Below are 16,724 nucleotides of genomic sequence, written 5' to 3' on the forward strand. Positions count from 1 at the left end.
AATGACGGAGACACAGGCGAAGTCGGGGAACACGGGGACCTCGGCCAACCCGGTCGACGAGGAGGCCGCCAAGGGCGGCACACCATCGACCGGCCGCGCGGCCGTGGGCCGGGCGACGGTCCCCGCTGACGCGCCTGCCCCGAAATTCACGAGGGCCCCGGGCATGACACCCCCGCCGGAGCCCTCCGGCGGTGATGCTGACAAGGGCGACAAGACCGAGGCGTCCGCCGCCGAGGCGCCGACGTCCGCCGCTGCCACGCCTCCGGGTTCGGCGGCGGCACCCTCGTCCCGTCCGGCGACCACCCAGCCGATCACCGTCCGGCCTGGCCAGGCGGCGTCGACTGGGACCACCGGCACCCAGCCACGGATCACACCCGGCATGACCCAGCAGCAGCCGGATGCGGCGCGTACCTCCGCTGCCGGCCGCCCGGCCAGCGGCGGTGGCCTACCGCCGGGCATCGGCAACGCGTCCGCCGTCGGGGCTGCCCGCGTCGGTGACGCGGTACGTGCGGCGCGTACCTCGGTCAGCTCGGCCGCGTCCCGCGGACCACGCCGGGCGCGGCTGAACCTGAAGCGGATCGACCCGTGGTCTGTGATGAAGTTCGCGTTCGCCGTCTCGGTGGTGCTCTTCATCGTCCTGGTGGTCGCCACCTCGGTGCTCTACCTGGCGCTGGACGCGATGGGTGTGTTCGAGAGCGTCAACGGAAGCCTGAGTGACCTGGTCAACGCCGGCGGTGGGCAGAGCACCAGCGGCTTCCAGATCACCGCCAAGGGCGTGATCCTCAGCTCGGCGCTCATCGGCCTGGTCAACGTGGTGCTGTTCACCGCGCTGGCCACGCTGGGAGCGTTCGTCTACAACGTCTGCGCCGACCTGGTCGGCGGGATCGAGCTGACCCTCGCCGAGCGGGACTGAACGACCGGGACGCCGGGGCACCGTGAAAAACGGTCGCTCCGGCGTCCCGTACTCAGATAGGTTTTGCAGGCGTCGACGGCCCGGCCCGTGAGTCCGGACCCCGATTTGGGGTCGGCAGAGCGGATGGGTTAATCTTGCTCGTCGCAACGCGGGGCTATAGCTCAGTCGGTTAGAGCGCAGAGCTGATAACTCTGAGGTCGATGGTTCGATTCCATCTAGCCCCACCGCAAGTCGTCCGACGCTGGTCGAGCGCAAGGGGTCGCCGCATGTTCAAGAAGCTGCTGATTCTGGCTGGCGTCGTCGGTGTGGCCGCCGTCGTGTTCAACAAGATCAAGGCCTCGAACGACGAGCGTGCCCTGTGGCACGAGGCGACCACCGCGCCCGACCTGCGCTGACGTTCCGGCCCGGCGACGAGCGATCGACGCCACGGCCACCAACGGGGCCCTAGCTCAACTGGCAGAGCACTGCCTTTGCAAGGCAGGGGTTAGGGGTTCGAGTCCCCTGGGCTCCACCAGCACTTTCCTTGGTTGATCTCGGTCCGAGTACAGCCATCCGTACAGCCAAGCCGGTCACGCCGTCCCCTCCTGGCCGAGAATCCGGTCAATGGCCGAGGCAGCCTGACGAGCCCGCGCCGGCAGGACGTGGCCGTAAGTGTCGGCCGTCATCCGGATGGTGGAGTGCCCAAGCAGCTCCATCACCGTCCGCAGTTCCTCGCCCTGGTCGAGCATGAACGTGGCGAAGGCGTGCCGCAGGTCGTGCAGGTGCAGCCAGTCCAGCCCGGCCGCCGCGCGGAGCTGCTCGAAGCGCCGGTTGACGTTCCGAGGTTCCATCGCCGTGCCGATGGTGCTGGCGAAGACCAGGCCCAGATCCGACCACACCTCCCCGGCCGCGAGCCGTTCCTTGGCCTGGCGCACACGCTGTGCCTCCAACGCCCGGACGGCCAGAGCCGACAGCGGCAGCGACGGGCCGATCGGTGCGTCTTCGGTGGCACGAACACCAACCCGTGATCCCCATGACAGCGCCTCGGCTCGGTCCTGCATGTCGTCCCGGCGTTAGGGTCGCGAGCATGACCGATGAAGAGGCTCGCGAGATCGCATCTGCGTTCCTCGCTGAGCGCATTGACGAGATCCGCACCGGTGAATGGGTGGTCACCGGTGCGTGGGAGCACGAGACCGCGTGGTCCGTGGGCTACCAGTCCCGCGCCTTCGTCGAGTCAGGCCGCATCTCCGACGCGTTGGCCGGCAACGGGCCTGTGGTTGTGCCCAAGTCCGGCGCGGACCCATGGCTGTCCTGGTCCGGTCGGCCGGTGGAAGAACAGATCGCCGAGGGCCGGCCCACCCTCGGCTGAACGCACTGACATGCCGCGATCCGCGCGGACGTCGCTGATCAGTTGGCGGACGACTGTCGCACGTCAGCCGACGGGGGACAGATGCTGGGCATAGCTGGGCACGATGCTGGGCATAGCTCGTTGCCGAATTGCCCTCTACAGAATCAAGGCGGCCCGCAAGCGGGCCGCGCCGGCCCGGCCCCGGCCTGCTGGCGACCTCCGGCCGGCATCGGCCGGGCCGGCCGGCCACACTGACGGACACTAGGACCTTGAAGACCTCGGGGCTCCGCCCCGAACCCCGACCCTCCTCAGAGATGCCGCCGCAGATCACCTCACCGGGCACCACAAGGGCTACCAGCCTCCCCGGACGGGGCCAAGGTGGAGCGCCCTACCGGACGAACGACCTTGGCCCCGTCCGGGGAGGCTGGACGGTCTGGCGACTGCCCGACGAGGAGATCCGCTTTTCCACTCACCGCATAGCCGCTGCACGACATGTCGTTGCTGACTGGCACACTCCGGCGCATGAGTTACGACTTGGCGGTGTGGGAAGGTGACAGGCCCGCTGACAACGCCGCAGCGCTGACCACTTTCAAGGCGCTCTACGAGAGGTATATCGCTGAAGGCCAGATACCGCCGACGCCGCGTATCCGAGCCTACGTCGAGGCCCTTCTTGAACGGTGGATCGACCTCACTGAGGACGACGACGAGGAGCGGAGCCCCTGGTCGACGGGGCCACTGATCAACGAGGCATCGGGACCAGTCATTTACTTCCCGATGGTGTATAGCCGCTGTCAGGAGGTGTCGGCCGGTGCCGCACGAATTGCCGCTGACCATGACCTTGTCTGCTTCGACCCGCAGCTAGGTCTACTTCGGCCCGCACCTGAGGAGCTGTAGATCGTCTTTACGGTACGGGTTGAGGTTCCAGGCTTGGCCGTACAGCCAGTCGTACAGCCAAGACCCCCGGCTGACACCGACGCCACCTGACAACGACGGACGGCTGACCAGGTGCGCAGCCACCCGACCAGCCTTCCGCGATCTTCTTCTACCCCCCGGGCCGGCATGGGCCATCCGTGGGCCAGTAACCGTGGCGCACAGCGGGCACGAGACGCAACCGGGCTGGCCGCTGCCCGCGGACGTTTCGGGCATCACGGCCGGTTGAGCGCGCTCTTCCAAACTGGCGGTGCCGTGGGGTAAGCGCAACTAGAGAGCGTGCAGGTCATCGATGGTCAGCTTGGTTGCGCCGGCCTCTTCCCAGACCGTTACCTGCAAGGTCATGTCGCTTCTGCCCTCCTCGCGAGACCAGAGGTCGACGTCGACCTTCCAGGCGTCGTGGTCAGCAAGGAAGTAGGCGTCGACGTGGTGCCATGCCTCGGGCGGCAGTGGAATGAACGTTGCCGGGTACTCGCGCGCCCAGACGCCCAGGTCGTGGTCCGATCGCGAGTAGTCCCGCGCTAGGCCGTCGAAATCACCGGCGGCAATCCGTTCGACCACCTGCTCGATGATTAGTCGGAACCGGGCTGGAAGATCCGCAGCAGTCACCGGTCGAGTATGAGAAGCGGGGACGACGGCTGTACAGCCGTCCGTACAGCCAAGCCGGCGGACGGACACAGATGGCCAGCGGCGCTAGCCGGCACGACGAGCAGGTCAGCGGCAGTAGCCGACGCCAGCCGACAGCAGTCTTGATCTTTGCAAGGCAGGGGTTAGGGGTTCGAGTCCCCTGGGCTCCACTCCATGACGTGATCTCGTTGTTGACCTGTGCTTTCGTGGTTCGCATGACCGGGACTGTTTCGTCACCGGCAACAAGGCCGGCGACTGGACACGGTGATACGAGTGCGGTCCCGGTCGCCGAGGTTGCAGACGAGGCCGGCTCGCCTTCGAGGGGAAACGGAGGGCGATCTGGTGGGCGACTCTCATGACTGGGACGACATCCGCGCGGAGCTGCACGACGGGGACGACGACGCGTTCGATGTGGAGTGTGCTCGGACGGAGGCGTGGGTCAGCGCGTGGCACCTCGCCGAGGAGCGGAAGCGTCTCGGGCTCACTCAGCGTCAGGTGGCCGAGCTGATGGGGGTCACGCCCGGCCGGGTGAGCCAGATCGAGAACGGCGACCTGGACGCCGACGAGGTGGCGACCCTCAGCCGGTATGCGCGGGCGTCCTGACGGTGGCCGCCAGACTGCCGGAGCGTGGGATCACGCTGCCAATCGGTTGGCCAGGGCGTTTGGTCGCTCGTCCGACCAACACGGTCTCGACGTCGGTCACGCCGAGGGCCGCGAGCTCCCCGGTGATGAACCGGTGGAGCCCTTCGAGGTCCGGCAGCCAGACCGCCACGTGCAGGTTGGCGCGGCCAGTGGTGCTCAAGACCCCGTGCACGGACGGGTGGGCGGCCAGGGCTGCACCGACCCGGTCCAGTTCCGCCGGAGGCAGCCGCAGGTAGAGGTTCGCGTCGACCAGCAGTCCGAGCCGGTGCGGATCGACGTAGGTCTGCGTGACCGGCGGCATTGCCGTCAGCCTGCGCCGCACGGTTGACTCCGGCCGACCGAGCTTCGCTGCCAGGGCCGCGGCCGACTGCCGCGCGTCCGGGGCCAACGCGGCCAGAATTTCCCGGTCCAGGCCGTCAGGAGCGTGGGACCGTACGGGTGCCGTCAACTCTCGGCGCTCGGCGGCGCTCAGCGCATCCAGTCTCCACGCGGAGGCGTCCGCGTACACGTGCATCGCGGTCTGCGCCTCGACCGAGGTCACGGCACGGGTGGCGGGTAGTTGCCGGAAGATCAGTCTGTTCCGCGGGTCCTTGCCGCTGGCGAGCACCGCCAGGATCTCGTCTCCGCCGGCGGTCAAGTCGATGAACGGTATGTCGTCTCGCTCGGCGAGTGCCTTGGTGACCGCATCCAGGGAGCCGCGCAGTACGCGGATCCGCAGCAGCATCACCGCCTCGTACGGGTCGAGCTGCGGTGCGATGACTACCCGGACGGTGCCGTCACCGAGCAGCCGGGCCAGCCGACGGCGCACCACTCGGCTGGTCAGTCGAAGCACGCCGGCGATCTGTTCAACGCTTGCCCGGCCGTCGCACTGCAGGGCGGCCACCAGCCGTCTGTCGACATCATCGAGCAAGAGATCCGTCGTTTTCGGCGTCACGTCGGTCAGTATCGCTCACTTCCTCCGTCGGGATGGGTCGAAGACCGCCGCAGGGCTGAAACTTGGCGCATGACCGAATTGATCGACGCGATGACCGAAGCCGCCCACGGCGCGGGCCAGTACCTACTCGAACTGCCACGCCGCGCGCCCGCTACGACCCTCGCAGATTTCCGTACGAGATTCGATGCCATCGATGCTCCGGTGGCCGCGTTGCTCCGCGAGCGTCTCCTGCCGCTACGCCCGGAGGCGGCCTGGGTGGACGAATTCGACGATTCTTCATCGGCAGCAGGCGAGGCGTGGGTCTGCGACGCGACCGACGGAGCCGTGCAGTACCTGCAGGGCCTGCCTCAGTGGTGCGTGACGCTCACCCTGGTCCGCGACGGCGAACCGGTTGCCGTGGTCCTGCACAACCCCCTGCTCAAGGAGACTTACACCGCGGAGGCAGGGGCCGGGGCCTTCCGCAACGGCGAGAGGATCACCCCGTCGGCCAAGGCCGAGCCTCAGGCCGCCCTCGTGGCTACCAGCCAGCCGCCGTTCGCTGCCGCGCAGCCTGAGGCCCTCCGCGAGGCCGGCCGGTCGCTGACGGCGGTCCTGCTCGTGGCCGGAGCGGTCCGCAATCTCGGCCCGACGTCGTGGCAGTTGGCCGACGTGGCGGCGGGCCGGATCGACGCCTTCTGGGAGTACGGACGCGACGATGCCAACCTCCTGCCGGGCGTTCTGCTCGCCCGCGAGTCCGGCGCGACGGTCACCGATGCCGCCGGAGCGCCGTGGCGCCTGGGAGCGACGAGCATCTTGGTGGCCGGGCCAAAGCTGCACCCGCTTATGCTCGCCGCCCTCCGAGCCGGAGAGTCTGACTAGTCCAGGTCGCCCTCGAACAGGTCCGCGTGCACGTCCAGGGTCATGGCCGCAGCGGCCGGGTTACCTCATTCGTAGTGATAGCGGCACTGCGCGATCTGCACTGTGTCGTCCGTGATCCGGTATACAAGGCGGTGTTCTTGATCGATGCGTCTCGACCAGAATCCCGCCCAGTTGCCGCGGAGCTGCTCCGGTTTGCCAATGCCTTGATAGCCGTTGCGTCGGATGTCCTCGATCAAGGTGTTCACTCGTTCGAGCATCTGGCGATCTCGTTGCCAGGGCAGGTAGTCCGCCCAGCCACGGCCGGCGAGCTGGACCTTCGTGCTGCCGACGCCTCGCCTGAGCTGGAGTCGGGGTCGATCAGGTCGTGCGTCTCCCCACCCCCGTTGCGCAGCTCTTCGACGGCTTCACTCAGACGGCGCGCGTTAGCGGGGCTGGCCATCGGCCGGCCATAGCGGGTGGTGAAGATCAGGTCGGAGGGCTGCCAGGCCGGACCGGCTGCGTCCCGGGCGGTGGTCTGGGCGGCGCGCGGCGGCGGTCGAGTGCGACGGTGCGGACGTCTTTCTGTACATCTATCAAGGCGGCCCGCAATGGGCCGCACGCGCCGCCGCCTGGGCGCGTGCCGGCCGCTGCCGCTGTCGCTCTGCGGCCGTCACGCCCGATGCCCGGGCGGCTGGCGCGGACAGCGGGAAAGCCCGGTGGGCCGCCGCAGAATGACCGATTCGTCGGCCGGCCTGGTAGCCCCGCGAGCTGCATGTCACCGGCCAGGCGTCGTGACTTGATAGGAGTGTCAACGCCGCCTCAAACGGGTGCAGGCGTTGTCGCGGGCGCTTCAGTTGGACGAGATCGAACGCGCCCACCTGCGGGATCTGGCCGCCCCGACCTCGCACCGGCGGTGGGCGGGGCCGGAGGTCGCTCAACGACCCGACCCGGGGATGCTGCGCCTGATGGGGGTGCTGAGCCACGTCCCGGTGCTGCTGCTGGGACGCCGTACGCAGGTGCTGGCCCGCAACGGGCTGCTCAGTGCGGTGCTGGGGCACGCGATGGAGCCAGGGTCGTCGTTCGCGCGTTGGCTGTTCCTGGACCCCGGCGCACGGGCGCGGATTGTGAACTGGGCCGACTTCGCCGCCGCCGCGGTCGGCGCGCTGCGCTACGAGATGGGACGCCACCCCGACGATCGCCGGCTCGTCGACCTGGTGCGGGAACTGCGCCGCGGCGACCCCGAGGTCGCGCGGTGGTGGGACGACCAGAGGGTCACCTTCCGTACCTCGGTGACCAAGCACGTGGTCCACCCGACGGCCGGACCGCTCAGCTTCGGCATCGAGTCCGTCGTCGGGCCGCACGATCCTGAGCAGCGTCTGGTTGTCTACACCGTCGAACCCGACTCACCCACGGCACAGGTTCTGCCCATGCTCGCCAGCTGGACAACCGGGCCACAGGAGCCATGCAGAGCGGGCGGAACAACGCCCTGAACGACCACCCAGCCAGGGCATGCTGCGCTACCGGGCGAGCCGGGTCGGGCTCATCGGGCATCGTCCGAGGTTCGTGAGCTGGGCAAAGTCAGCGGTAACGGTTTGCCCGCGATCGTGGCGGTGTGGTTCGCATGGTGGTACCTCCGGCCCACCAGCATTTCCCCGGTTGACCCCGGTCGCTAATACAGCCAGGTCCGGTGGCTGGGACGATCGAGCAGCTCAGCCTCCCCGTTGAAGATGGCGACGAGGGAACCGCTGGAGCGGACCGCCAAATCTCCTGGATCAAGAACCGGCTCAACCGGTTCGCCGCGATGCTCCGCGCCGAGCCATACCGAGGCGCGAGCGCGGTGCCTGGACCTCCAGCGTGTCCTAGCTGTAGCTGGTCGCAGCGCTTGTCGCATCGTTGGGATAGAGCAAGGTCCACGAACCCGACTTGACCCTCACGCCGCGTTAGGCCGGAGGGTGGGATGTATGAGCGATCACTACAACGCTTTCGAGATGAGCCCCGTGCCCGCTCCCGGCGCGGATGCGGTTGCGCCGGAGTTGTTCCGGGGCATCTATGGAATGCCGGCGTTCGCGACGATCCCCACGAGCGATCTGGCGGCGTCGGTGGACTTCTGGACTCGTGGGCTCGGGTTCTTCGAGCTGTTCAGCATCCCCGGCACGCTTGTGCATATGCGCCGTTGGGCGTTCCAGGACGTACTCCTCGTCGCGGCGGCGAGCGTTCCGGCGCAGACACCGGCGATGAGCGTCAGTTTCGCGTGCGTGCTCAGCCAGATCGATTCTCTTGTCGCGGCCTGTCGTGCGTTGAACCCGAACTCTGCCGATGGCCCACGGGACACTCCCTGGAACACCCGGGATGTGGAAGTGATCACCCCTGAAAACGCACGGATCGTTTTCACCGCGGCGAAGCCCTGGGGTCCGGCCAGTCAGGAGGCGCGGAACCTTGAAGCCGTCGGGATCACCCCACCGGGTGTCGGTAGTGGCGACAATCAGGAGCATGCCTGATGTCGCTGACGCCGATGGCCTGACCGTCGGTCAGGTCTCGGCGCGTCTGGGCGTGACAGTCCGCGCGCTGCACCACTGGGATGAGATCGGTCTGGCGCGACCGTCGCTGCGCACCACTGGCGGATACCGGCTCTACACCGCTGGCGATCTCGAACGCCTGCACCGCATCGTCGTCTACCGGGAGATCGGCCTCGGCCTGGACCGGATTCGGGCCATCCTGAACGACTCCGAAGTGGACGTGGGCGGCGCATTGCGCGCACAGCGCACCCAGGTTGCCCAACGGATCGAGCGCCTCCAGCAGCTCAGTGCCGGACTGGATCGGATGATCGACGCCCATGAGCGCGGCCTGCTGCTGACCATCGAGCAGCAGGCCGCGATCTTCGGCCCCGAGTGGAACCCGGACCGGCACGCCCAAGCCCGTCAGCGCTACGGAGACACGACGCAATGGCAGCAGTACGCCGAACGCTCAGCATCTCGCGGTGCTGAGGAATGGCAGGTCATCGCCGACACCATTGCCGCCCTCGACCGCGCCCTCGGGGACGCGATGGACGCCGGCGTCACGGCTGGCAGCCCAGAAGCGAATCAACTCGTCGAGCGGCACCGCGAAGTGTTCACTTCTTCGTACTTTCCCCTCACCAGGCAGATGCAGGTCTGTCTCGGCCGTAGGTTCGAGACCGATCCGGCATTCGCTGCGCACTACGAGGGCATCCGCGCCGGCCTTGCCACGTGGTTCCGTCGAATCATCGACGCCAGCGCGCGCGCCCACAGCATCGACCCCGACACCGCGACCTGGCAGTGAGCGTGTGGCCCGGCGGCGCGGGATGGCGGCTGCGTCGATCGTTTGGGTGAGGGCCGTCAGAGTGGGTCGAGGCGGCGCTTGAGCAGGCAGAACTCGTTGCCTTCTGGATCGGCGAGGACGTGCCAGGACGCCTCCGCGGGCTGACCGATGTCGACGAGTTTCGCCCCGGCGGCCAGGAGTCGCTCGAGCTCGGCGTCCTGATCGCGGTCGGTGGCGTTGAGCACGAGCTCACTGATACGGCATGCCATTTGTGGTCAACATGGCATGGCTGCGGCGTGCTTGCTGGCGAGCCCGTACAGGCGCGCGGGGTCGCCCAGCGGGCGGATCCCTCCTGGGCCTACGGAGACGTCCCTCGGGTCCAGCGTGGCAGTGGTCTGGAGCGGGGCCACGTTTCGGCCGGCGCGGTCAACCATAACGAGGGCGGTGGCGATGAAGCCCTCCAGCAAGGACCTGAGGATCGTGTGGCTTGAAGACAGGTACTGCGCGACCAGAGCATCCACGAAGCCGACGAACACGTCGAGGTCGATCTCATAGTCGTCGGCGCGCATGGGGCCGATGCCGGTCGACGAGGTCGCCCACGTTGAAATATTGGCTCATCTTGCGATGATCACGGTTCGGGACGTACTGGTTCAAGCCACAGGGCGCAGCAGCGAGAGACCGCGCAGCACGCCATCTTTCGCATGAGCGGTATGACTCACAGGTATAAATATGACTCAGGGGTATAGGGCGCTCTCTGGTAAGCCCGCCGCCGGCCGGGACTGCACCACACTGCCCCGCGTCCTTCCGGCACTGTGCTGCCCGTCAACCCTCGGACCCCGCGGCGTGGGGTCGAGCTTCCGGGAGGTGTTCCATCAGCTTGGTGAGCGCGCCGTTGGCGAAGGTGGCACCGAGCGCTGACCCGGCCCCGATGGTCCAGCCGACCGGCCCGAGCGGGGTGCAGCCGAAGAACTGGCTGACGCCGGGCGTCTGCACCACCACGACGAGCACCCCCAGCGACGCTGCCGTGGACGCCAGCACGGTCGGGCTGGTGCCGCCGGCCAGGATGGTCTGCCCGAGTTGGGTGCCGACCAGGGAGACCAGGGCGACTGTCCCGGCTCGCTGACGGCGTCCGGTGTATCGGGCCAACGTCCAGCCTGCGGTCGCGCCCAGCGTGGTGGCTGCCGCCCGCAGCCCGATCTCCCGAGTGAGGGTTTCTCCGAGCGCCGAGTCCGGGCCCTCCCGGAGCAGCCCGTCGGCGCGGTCCGACGCGGGCGGCCGGACCGCGATGGCCAGTGCCGGCGCCAGATCGGTGAGCAGGTTGACCAGCAGCAGTTGCCGCCCGGTGAGTGCGGAGCGGCCGGTCGCCGCGGCGGTGAGCACACTGAACGCGATCTCACCGAGGTTGCCGCCGACCAGGATGCTGAGCGCGTGCCGCACCGACGACCACATCGCCCGCCCTTCGATCAGGGTCGCGATGATGGTCTCCAACCGGTCGTCGGTGACCACCAGGTCGGCTGCGGCGCGTGCGGCCGGGGTGCCCCGTTGACCGAGTGCGATGCCGACATCGGCCAGCCGGATCGCCGGGGCGTCGTTGGCACCATCGCCGGTCATCGCCACGGTTCGCCCGCACTTCTGCAACGCCTGGATGATCCGCACCTTGTGAGCCGGAGTGCAGCGGGCCACCACATCGGTGTTGGCCAACCGCTCGGCGAGCGCGTCGTCGTCCAGTTGGTCGAGTTGAGCGGCGGTGACCACCCGCTGTTCGTCGTGCTCGCTGATGGTGGCCGCGATCGCCTCGGCAGTCGCCGGATGATCGCCGGTGATCATGATGGTGTGTACACCGGCCTGCCGGATCCGGCGTACCGCTGGGGCGGCGCTCTCCCGGACTCCGTCCGCTAGGGCCAGGAAACCCACGAAGGTCAGCCCTCGGACGTCGGAGTCGGTCACCTTCGGGTCGTCCACCTGGCACTCGGCGACGGCCAGGATCCGGTTTCCTGCCCCGGCCCGGTCGGAGAGCATCCGCTCCAACTCCGCGCGGCCGGCGTCGTCCAGTGGCTCCTGACTGCCGTCCGTGCGCCGAGCCGAACAGCGCGGCAGCACCGTCTCCGGAGCACCCTTGACACTCAACAACAGGCGACCGTCGGTCTCTCCGATGCTGGCGTGATAGCCGCGGGACGGCTCGAACGGCAACCCACCGGCAGCCCGCCAACCGGCGGCACCGTTCTGCTCCACCACCCCGGCCACTCCGGCACCCCGCCGGACCGCCCGGTCGGTCTGCAACGCCAACTCCTCCGGGTTCGCCGCGGCAGGGGTGGCCCGCAGCGCGGCAGCCAGCGTCAACTGGAGTCGGTCGTCCAGCCGGTCCACCGGGGCGTACCGGTCGCCGATGCTGTCGCCGACTCCGGCGAGCAGCAACTTTCCCTCGGTGAGGGTGCCCGTCTTGTCGAAGCAGAGCACGTCCACCCGGCCAAGCGCCTCGATGGTGCGCGGGTTGCGGACCAACGCGCCGTGCTCGGCCAGCCGCCGGGCGGCGGCCAGCTGCGCCGCGCTGACCAGGAACGGCAGCCCCTCCGGCACCGACGCCACGGCGAGGTTCGCGGCGGTCGCCGCCGTTTCGGCAAGGGGTACGCCCCGAAGCAGACCCGCACCGGCCACCGCCACCGCAGAACCGGCGGCCAACGGGATGGCGGCGCTGGTCAACGCACCGAGCCGGGCTTCCACCCCGCTTGTCGGTGGGGCCTGCCGGATCAGCGCAAGGCTGCGTCCCGCCTCGGTGTCGTTGCCGGTCGCCACCACAACGGCAGTGCCATGCCCGGCGGCGACGGTGGTGCCCTCGTACAACATCGAATGTCGGTCGGCGATGGCGGAAGCCACCACCGGCCGGTTGGACTTGGCAACCGGCAGCGACTCACCAGTCAGCGACGATTCGTCCGCCTCCAGGCCCACTGACTCGAGGACGCGGCAGTCGGCGGGCACCGAGTCACCTGATTCCAGGGTGATGACGTCCCCGAGGACCAGATCCTCGGCGGCGAGAACCTGCTCGGCGCTGTCCCGACGGACCCGCGCGGTCACCGCTGAACGGGACAACAGTTCCGCCAGGGACCTTTCCGTGTTGCGCTCGTGCACTGCTCCGATCAGGGCGGACCCACCAACCACGCTGCCCACCAGCGCGGCGTCGACAAGTGAGCCGAACGACGCGGAGAGCACCGCCCCGGCGGCCAGCACCGGGGTCAGCGGGTTGGACAACTCGTCCACGAAGGCGCGCAGCAGACCACCACGTCCGGGTCCGGCGTCGCCGTTCCCTCCGGAGCTGTGGTGTCGGCGCTGCGCTTCCTCGCTGGCCAGACCGTCCGGTGTGGTGCGCAGGTGGTCGAGCACGGTGTTGACGGGCATCAGGTGCCAGGCGGTCGCCACGGGTGCCGGAGTGTCCGACTGGTCGTGCAGCCGGCGGGCCTGCCAGACCCCGTTCGCGAAGGCCAACCCGGCCGCTCCGTTGACCGCGACGAGCGACCGGTGGGGCAACTGGGTTGGTGGGGCGGTGAACGCGCCCAAGGCCCCGAGACCGGTGCCCGCCATGGCCAGGCGGATGTTCTGCTGGGCCGTTCGCCGGGCAACCCCGGTCGCCTCGATCACCAAGGCCACCACCCGCAGGTCGGCACCGACCAGCAGATGTGCCCCCCACGGCGGCAGTTCCTCCGCCGCGGCAAACCCGAGACCGCAGTCGGACGCGCCGAGCGCCTTCCGGTCCGCGGAAACCAGCATCACCACCGCGCCCTCGTGCTGCAACGCGCGTACCGACTCGACCAGCCGATCCCCACCGGGCAGCATCGCATCGGCGAAGCCGTACCGCTGCTCGTCACCGCCGGCCACGACCAGCCGCAGACCGGCGTGTCGGGCGGCGGCCGGCAGGCCATCGACGCCGGGCGCGGGTTCCGGCTCGACCCGCAGCAGTGCGGCGAGCCGGTCGCCGTGGGCGAGGCCGAGTAGCTGGCCGCCGGCGGACCGCAGCCGGTCGCCGTCCGGGATGGCGCCCGGGTCGTTCGCGGGCATCTGATCCAGCGGGCCGACCTGCCAGCCGTCCGCAGAGCGGGAGGCGGCCGGATCGTCCGGGTCGAACAACGCGAAGGCCCGCTCCGCCACCTGGTCGACGTCAGCTCCGGGCACCGGTGCCAGATCGGCCAACACGCCCCGGTCCGACCCGAGAACGGCGGCGTCCAGCACGAGCGTGTCGATCCGGTCCAGCTCCCGCAGCACGCTGCGGTCCATCGCGATCACTCCGCGCCGGGCCAACATCCGGCCGAGCTGGGCGGCGTACCCCTCGCGTCCACTTCCAGGAGCCTTGGGCAGCGCGGACAAGCCCAGCGCGGTGGCCCGCTTCGGCCCGGCGAACGGCATCGCCGCCGCGCCAGCGGCCGCACCCGCAGCGAGCATGCGGTTGATGTACCGCTCGACCGGGCCGTCCGGCTTCGGCCGGGGACGCTCGATCACCGGCCACCGGGCGGTTGCTCGTTCCGCGTCGCCGGTCAGCCGTGGCTCGGCCCGCTCCCACGCCGAGAGTTGGGCACGATCCTCGCCCCACTGCACGATCCGTTGGGCACCGTCCAGGACGATTCCGGTCCAGCGGCCGGTCAAGCCCTGCACCACCGCCTCGGCCAGGGGAAAGAGGATGTCGGCGCGTGGGTCGGAGCGCAGTCTTTTGCCGATGAACTCGTGCAGCTTCGGTTGCAGGTCCACCGCCGAGAGCACACCGGCCACCTCGCCGGGTAGAGGCGCGAACGGCAGGAGCCGGGTGGCCGCCGAGATGGTCAGGCCCAGCGCGTCCGAGGCGAGCGCGCCGAGGGTGCGCGGGGTGCGCGGCCCCTCCTCCGGTGGGTGCGGCGGCGGGATCTCCGGGTCAGGTTCGTGGTCGCAGGTCCCCTCGATGCGGCTGATCGTGGCAATCAGGTCGCGCAGCGGCGGCTCGGGGGTCTGGACGGCAACCACCACCCGACCGGATGGGGCGTTGACCCGGGCCCAGGCCACCCCGGGCATTCGCTCCAGCGCGCCCTCCACCTGACGTGCCAGCTGGTTTCCGCCGTCCTGGCAGACGCCGTGTACCTCGATGTGGTGCCGGCCTGGTCGGGACCAGACCCGACGCCGCGTCAGCCCGGCCGTCCGGGCCAGCCGGGTCGCGGCCGAGCCGACGGTCTTGGACGCCTCGCCGACCAGGTGCTTCACACCAAAGGACGGCAGGAAACGGCCGGCTGCGCGACCCGCCGCCGTCATCGAGGCGTACGGCTGGACGGACGTTGGCCCGGCTCCCGGTTGCTGCTGATCCTGACCTTGGCCATCTCGTCCCTCCCACCGCTTCACGTCCGGCGGCCTGGCTTCCCGACCTGCCGTCCGTTATGCCCCCTGACTGGCGGAACTTTCCGTCGTTGCGGGCGCATGGACGGAGTGAGCTGTGGAACCCGACGACCATCACCGGACATGGGGAGGCCGGCATGAGCACACTGACGCGACATCTCAACGGTTCGCACGAGAACGTCCGGATGTACGGCCGGCGGGTGGAGCTGCCGATGCTGGGCGAGGTGGCGGTGCCGCCACCGGACAAAATCGCCTACTACGCGGGGCTCGGGGTGCTCGCCGCACTTCAGGTCATCGAGTGGCCGATCGCTGTGGTGATCACCGCCGGTCACCTGCTGGCAGACCAACATTTTTCGGGGCTGGTGCGCGGGGTCGGGCAGGCGCTCCAGGACGCCTGACGAGCACCGGGTCACCGGGCGGTTGACATGAATCAGGGTTGAGGTCGCATGCTCGGTCCATGCCGAGCACAGTCGCCGCCGTCGTACCGGCTCCACCAGGTCTGTTCGCGCCCCGACTGCGGGCGATGACGGTGGGCAGCGTCGCGCTGATCTCGTTGCTCGCGTTCGAGGCGTTGGCGGTCGGTACGGCGATGCCGACCGTCGCCCGGAACCTGGATGGGCTCGCGCTGTACGGCATCGCATTCGGTGGCCCGTTCGCAACGGGCGTGCTGGCCATGGTGGTCTCGGGTATCTGGTGCGACGCCCGGGGGCCTCGGGGGCCGATGTGGCACGGGGTCGCCTGGTTCGTGGTCGGGTTGCTGATCGCCGGGACGGCCCAGGTGATGGGTGCGCTGGTCGTCGGGCGGGTGGTGCAGGGATTCGGCTCCGGGCTGCTCTCGGTGGCGCTCTACGTGATCGTCGGGCAGGCGTACCCACAGGAGCTGCATCGGAAGATCTTCGCGGCGTTCGCGGCGGCGTGGGTCGTACCGTCGCTGGTCGGGCCGGCGGTGGGCGGACTGATCGTGGAGCACCTGGGCTGGCGGTGGGTTTTCCTCGCGGTACCGGCGGTGGCCGTGCCGGCGGTGCTGCTGATCCATCCCGGCCTGCGGTCGCTGGGGCAAAGCGCGGCGACCCGGCTGGCAGCCGGCGCGGCAGGCCGGATCGGTTGGGCGTGCGGGGCCGCGGCGAGCGCCGCACTGCTGCACGTCGGGGGACAGCAGCGTGGCGCCACCGCCCTGGTGCTGGTCGTGCTCGCCGTGGTTGGCCTGCTGGTCTGTGCCCCGCGCCTGCTGCCGGCCGGGTTCCTGCGGGCGGCCCGAGGGCTGCCCACCGTGGTCGGGCTGCGCGGTCTGGCGTCGGCGGCGTTCGTCGGCGCCGAGGTGGTCATCCCGTTGATGCTCTCCCGGGAGCGGGGCCTCTCGCCGACCGCTGCCGGGCTGGTCCTCACGGTCGGGGCGCTGGCCTGGTCGGTGGGCTCCTGGGTACAGGGCCGGATTCCGGTGCCGGCCTCCCGGGCCACCCTGCCGCGCGTCGGGCTGAGCTGCATCACGGCGGGCACCGCCACGGTGGCGCTGGCCATCCGACCCGAGTTGCCGGTGACCGTCGCCGTGGTCGGTTGGGCGGTCGCAGGCCTCGGCATGGGGCTGCTCTACCCGTCGTTGTCGGTGCTCACCCTGGAGTTGTCCGCACCCGGTGAGCAGGGCCGCAACAGCTCGTCGCTGCAACTGGGCGACTCGCTCTTCGCGGCGACCGTGCTCGCGCTGACCGGTGCCGTGCTGGCTGCGGGAAGCGCGCCTGGCCCGGCCAGCTACGCGGCGACTCTGGTGGTGGCTGCGGGCCTGGCGCTGCTGGGGGTGCTGCTGGCCGGCCGTGTCGTGGTTGGCGGCAGCGTTGCGGTTGGCGGCAGGGTGCGGCCGGGCGGGTGATCCGGGGATTCGGCCGCGTTCGACCTGG

Annotated in this window: 17 protein-coding genes, 2 tRNA genes and 2 pseudogenes; 13 read left to right on the plus strand and 8 right to left on the minus strand. The window is 69.6% G+C overall.

From position 1 onward, the window contains the following. Window position 1: 1 nt before the first annotated feature. The 4 genes from ACLQ28_RS04690 to ACLQ28_RS04705 all read left to right on the plus strand — a co-directional run bounded on the left by ACLQ28_RS04690 (window position 2) and on the right by ACLQ28_RS04705 (window position 1,427). Window positions 2-913, plus strand: coding sequence for a DUF3566 domain-containing protein (locus ACLQ28_RS04690; protein ID WP_425684947.1), 912 nt, complete (start codon window positions 2-4; stop codon window positions 911-913). Window positions 914-1,063: 150 nt separating this feature from the next. Next, a tRNA-Ile gene (locus ACLQ28_RS04695) sits at window positions 1,064-1,137 on the plus strand. Between the two features lie 42 nt (window positions 1,138-1,179). Beyond that, window positions 1,180-1,308 (plus strand): DLW-39 family protein, encoded by a 129-nt coding sequence (locus ACLQ28_RS04700; protein WP_209444550.1) that lies wholly within the window; start codon window positions 1,180-1,182, stop codon window positions 1,306-1,308. A 43-nt stretch (window positions 1,309-1,351) separates the two neighbouring features. Next, a tRNA-Ala gene (locus ACLQ28_RS04705) sits at window positions 1,352-1,427 on the plus strand. A gap of 55 nt (window positions 1,428-1,482) precedes the next feature. Here the strand turns inward: ACLQ28_RS04705 and ACLQ28_RS04710 are convergent. Beyond that, complete coding sequence (locus tag ACLQ28_RS04710; RefSeq protein WP_425684948.1) at window positions 1,483-1,953, minus strand: tyrosine-type recombinase/integrase; 471 nt, start codon at window positions 1,951-1,953, stop codon at window positions 1,483-1,485. Window positions 1,954-1,979: 26 nt separating this feature from the next. On the opposite strand from ACLQ28_RS04710, the gene ACLQ28_RS04715 reads away from it, so the two are divergent. Next, entirely contained in the window at window positions 1,980-2,261 is a 282-nt protein-coding gene (locus ACLQ28_RS04715; RefSeq protein ID WP_425684949.1) for a YrhB domain-containing protein, read from the plus strand. Window positions 2,262-2,762: 501 nt separating this feature from the next. Continuing rightward, window positions 2,763-3,134: a hypothetical protein gene (locus tag ACLQ28_RS04720; RefSeq protein ID WP_425684950.1), complete on the plus strand. Its 372-nt coding sequence runs from the start codon at window positions 2,763-2,765 to the stop codon at window positions 3,132-3,134. A gap of 306 nt (window positions 3,135-3,440) precedes the next feature. On the opposite strand, the gene ACLQ28_RS04725 is transcribed toward ACLQ28_RS04720, so the two are convergent. Continuing rightward, window positions 3,441-3,779, minus strand: a complete 339-nt coding sequence (locus ACLQ28_RS04725; protein ID WP_425684951.1) for a DUF7668 domain-containing protein — start codon at window positions 3,777-3,779, stop codon at window positions 3,441-3,443. Window positions 3,780-4,139: 360 nt separating this feature from the next. Here ACLQ28_RS04725 and ACLQ28_RS04730 point away from each other — a divergent pair, with 360 nt between their 5' ends. Beyond that, window positions 4,140-4,400 carry a helix-turn-helix domain-containing protein gene (locus ACLQ28_RS04730; protein WP_425684952.1) on the plus strand — a complete coding sequence of 87 codons (261 nt, stop codon included), beginning with the start codon at window positions 4,140-4,142 and terminating at the stop codon, window positions 4,398-4,400. On the opposite strand, the gene ACLQ28_RS04735 is transcribed toward ACLQ28_RS04730, so the two are convergent. Next, window positions 4,375-5,373, minus strand: coding sequence for an Lrp/AsnC family transcriptional regulator (locus tag ACLQ28_RS04735; RefSeq protein ID WP_425684953.1), 999 nt, complete (start codon window positions 5,371-5,373; stop codon window positions 4,375-4,377). The genes ACLQ28_RS04730 and ACLQ28_RS04735 overlap by 26 nt on opposite strands. 69 nt (window positions 5,374-5,442) lie before the next feature. Here ACLQ28_RS04735 and ACLQ28_RS04740 point away from each other — a divergent pair, with 69 nt between their 5' ends. Then, window positions 5,443-6,231, plus strand: coding sequence for an inositol monophosphatase family protein (locus ACLQ28_RS04740; RefSeq protein ID WP_425684954.1), 789 nt, complete (start codon window positions 5,443-5,445; stop codon window positions 6,229-6,231). Window positions 6,232-6,296: 65 nt separating this feature from the next. On the opposite strand, the pseudogene ACLQ28_RS04745 reads toward ACLQ28_RS04740, so the two are convergent. Together ACLQ28_RS04745 and ACLQ28_RS04750 are read right to left on the minus strand one after the other, a co-directional pair. Next, window positions 6,297-6,548: pseudogene (locus tag ACLQ28_RS04745) on the minus strand (Txe/YoeB family addiction module toxin); the annotation flags it as partial. Window positions 6,549-6,550: 2 nt separating this feature from the next. Further along, window positions 6,551-6,670 (minus strand): annotated as a pseudogene (locus ACLQ28_RS04750) (type II toxin-antitoxin system prevent-host-death family antitoxin); the annotation flags it as partial. Between the two features lie 376 nt (window positions 6,671-7,046). Between ACLQ28_RS04750 and ACLQ28_RS04755 the strand changes: the two are divergent. The 3 genes from ACLQ28_RS04755 (at window position 7,047) to ACLQ28_RS04765 (ending at window position 9,507) form a co-directional block, all read left to right on the plus strand. Further along, window positions 7,047-7,700, plus strand: a complete 654-nt coding sequence (locus ACLQ28_RS04755) for a transcriptional regulator (RefSeq protein WP_425684955.1) — start codon at window positions 7,047-7,049, stop codon at window positions 7,698-7,700. Window positions 7,701-8,171: 471 nt separating this feature from the next. Continuing rightward, the gene (locus tag ACLQ28_RS04760) at window positions 8,172-8,708 is read left to right on the plus strand and encodes a VOC family protein (RefSeq protein WP_425684956.1); all 537 of its coding nucleotides are present in this window, start codon (window positions 8,172-8,174) and stop codon (window positions 8,706-8,708) included. Beyond that, complete coding sequence (locus ACLQ28_RS04765) at window positions 8,701-9,507, plus strand: MerR family transcriptional regulator (protein ID WP_425684957.1); 807 nt, start codon at window positions 8,701-8,703, stop codon at window positions 9,505-9,507. Before ACLQ28_RS04760 ends, ACLQ28_RS04765 begins: the two co-directional genes overlap by 8 nt. Before the next feature lie 56 nt (window positions 9,508-9,563). Here ACLQ28_RS04765 and ACLQ28_RS04770 read toward each other — a convergent pair whose 3' ends face one another. The 3 genes from ACLQ28_RS04770 to ACLQ28_RS04780 all read right to left on the minus strand — a co-directional run bounded on the left by ACLQ28_RS04770 (window position 9,564) and on the right by ACLQ28_RS04780 (window position 14,751). After that, on the minus strand, window positions 9,564-9,755 hold the full coding sequence (locus ACLQ28_RS04770) for a VOC family protein (protein WP_425684958.1): 192 nt from the start codon (window positions 9,753-9,755) through the stop codon (window positions 9,564-9,566). 6 nt (window positions 9,756-9,761) lie between these two features. After that, window positions 9,762-10,094, minus strand: a complete 333-nt coding sequence (locus ACLQ28_RS04775; protein WP_425685339.1) for a DUF6086 family protein — start codon at window positions 10,092-10,094, stop codon at window positions 9,762-9,764. A 214-nt stretch (window positions 10,095-10,308) separates the two neighbouring features. Continuing rightward, window positions 10,309-14,751 (minus strand): HAD-IC family P-type ATPase, encoded by a 4,443-nt coding sequence (locus ACLQ28_RS04780; protein WP_425684959.1) that lies wholly within the window; start codon window positions 14,749-14,751, stop codon window positions 10,309-10,311. Window positions 14,752-14,969: 218 nt separating this feature from the next. On the opposite strand from ACLQ28_RS04780, the gene ACLQ28_RS04785 reads away from it, so the two are divergent. Both ACLQ28_RS04785 and ACLQ28_RS04790 read left to right on the plus strand, forming a co-directional pair. Then, window positions 14,970-15,230, plus strand: a complete 261-nt coding sequence (locus ACLQ28_RS04785) for a hypothetical protein (RefSeq protein ID WP_425684960.1) — start codon at window positions 14,970-14,972, stop codon at window positions 15,228-15,230. Between the two features lie 59 nt (window positions 15,231-15,289). Beyond that, window positions 15,290-16,696 carry an MFS transporter gene (locus ACLQ28_RS04790; protein WP_425684961.1) on the plus strand — a complete coding sequence of 469 codons (1,407 nt, stop codon included), beginning with the start codon at window positions 15,290-15,292 and terminating at the stop codon, window positions 16,694-16,696. Window positions 16,697-16,724 lie beyond the last annotated feature (28 nt).

It is taken from the genome of Micromonospora sp. DT201, from assembly GCF_049841575.1.
GTDB lineage: Bacteria > Actinomycetota > Actinomycetes > Mycobacteriales > Micromonosporaceae > Micromonospora.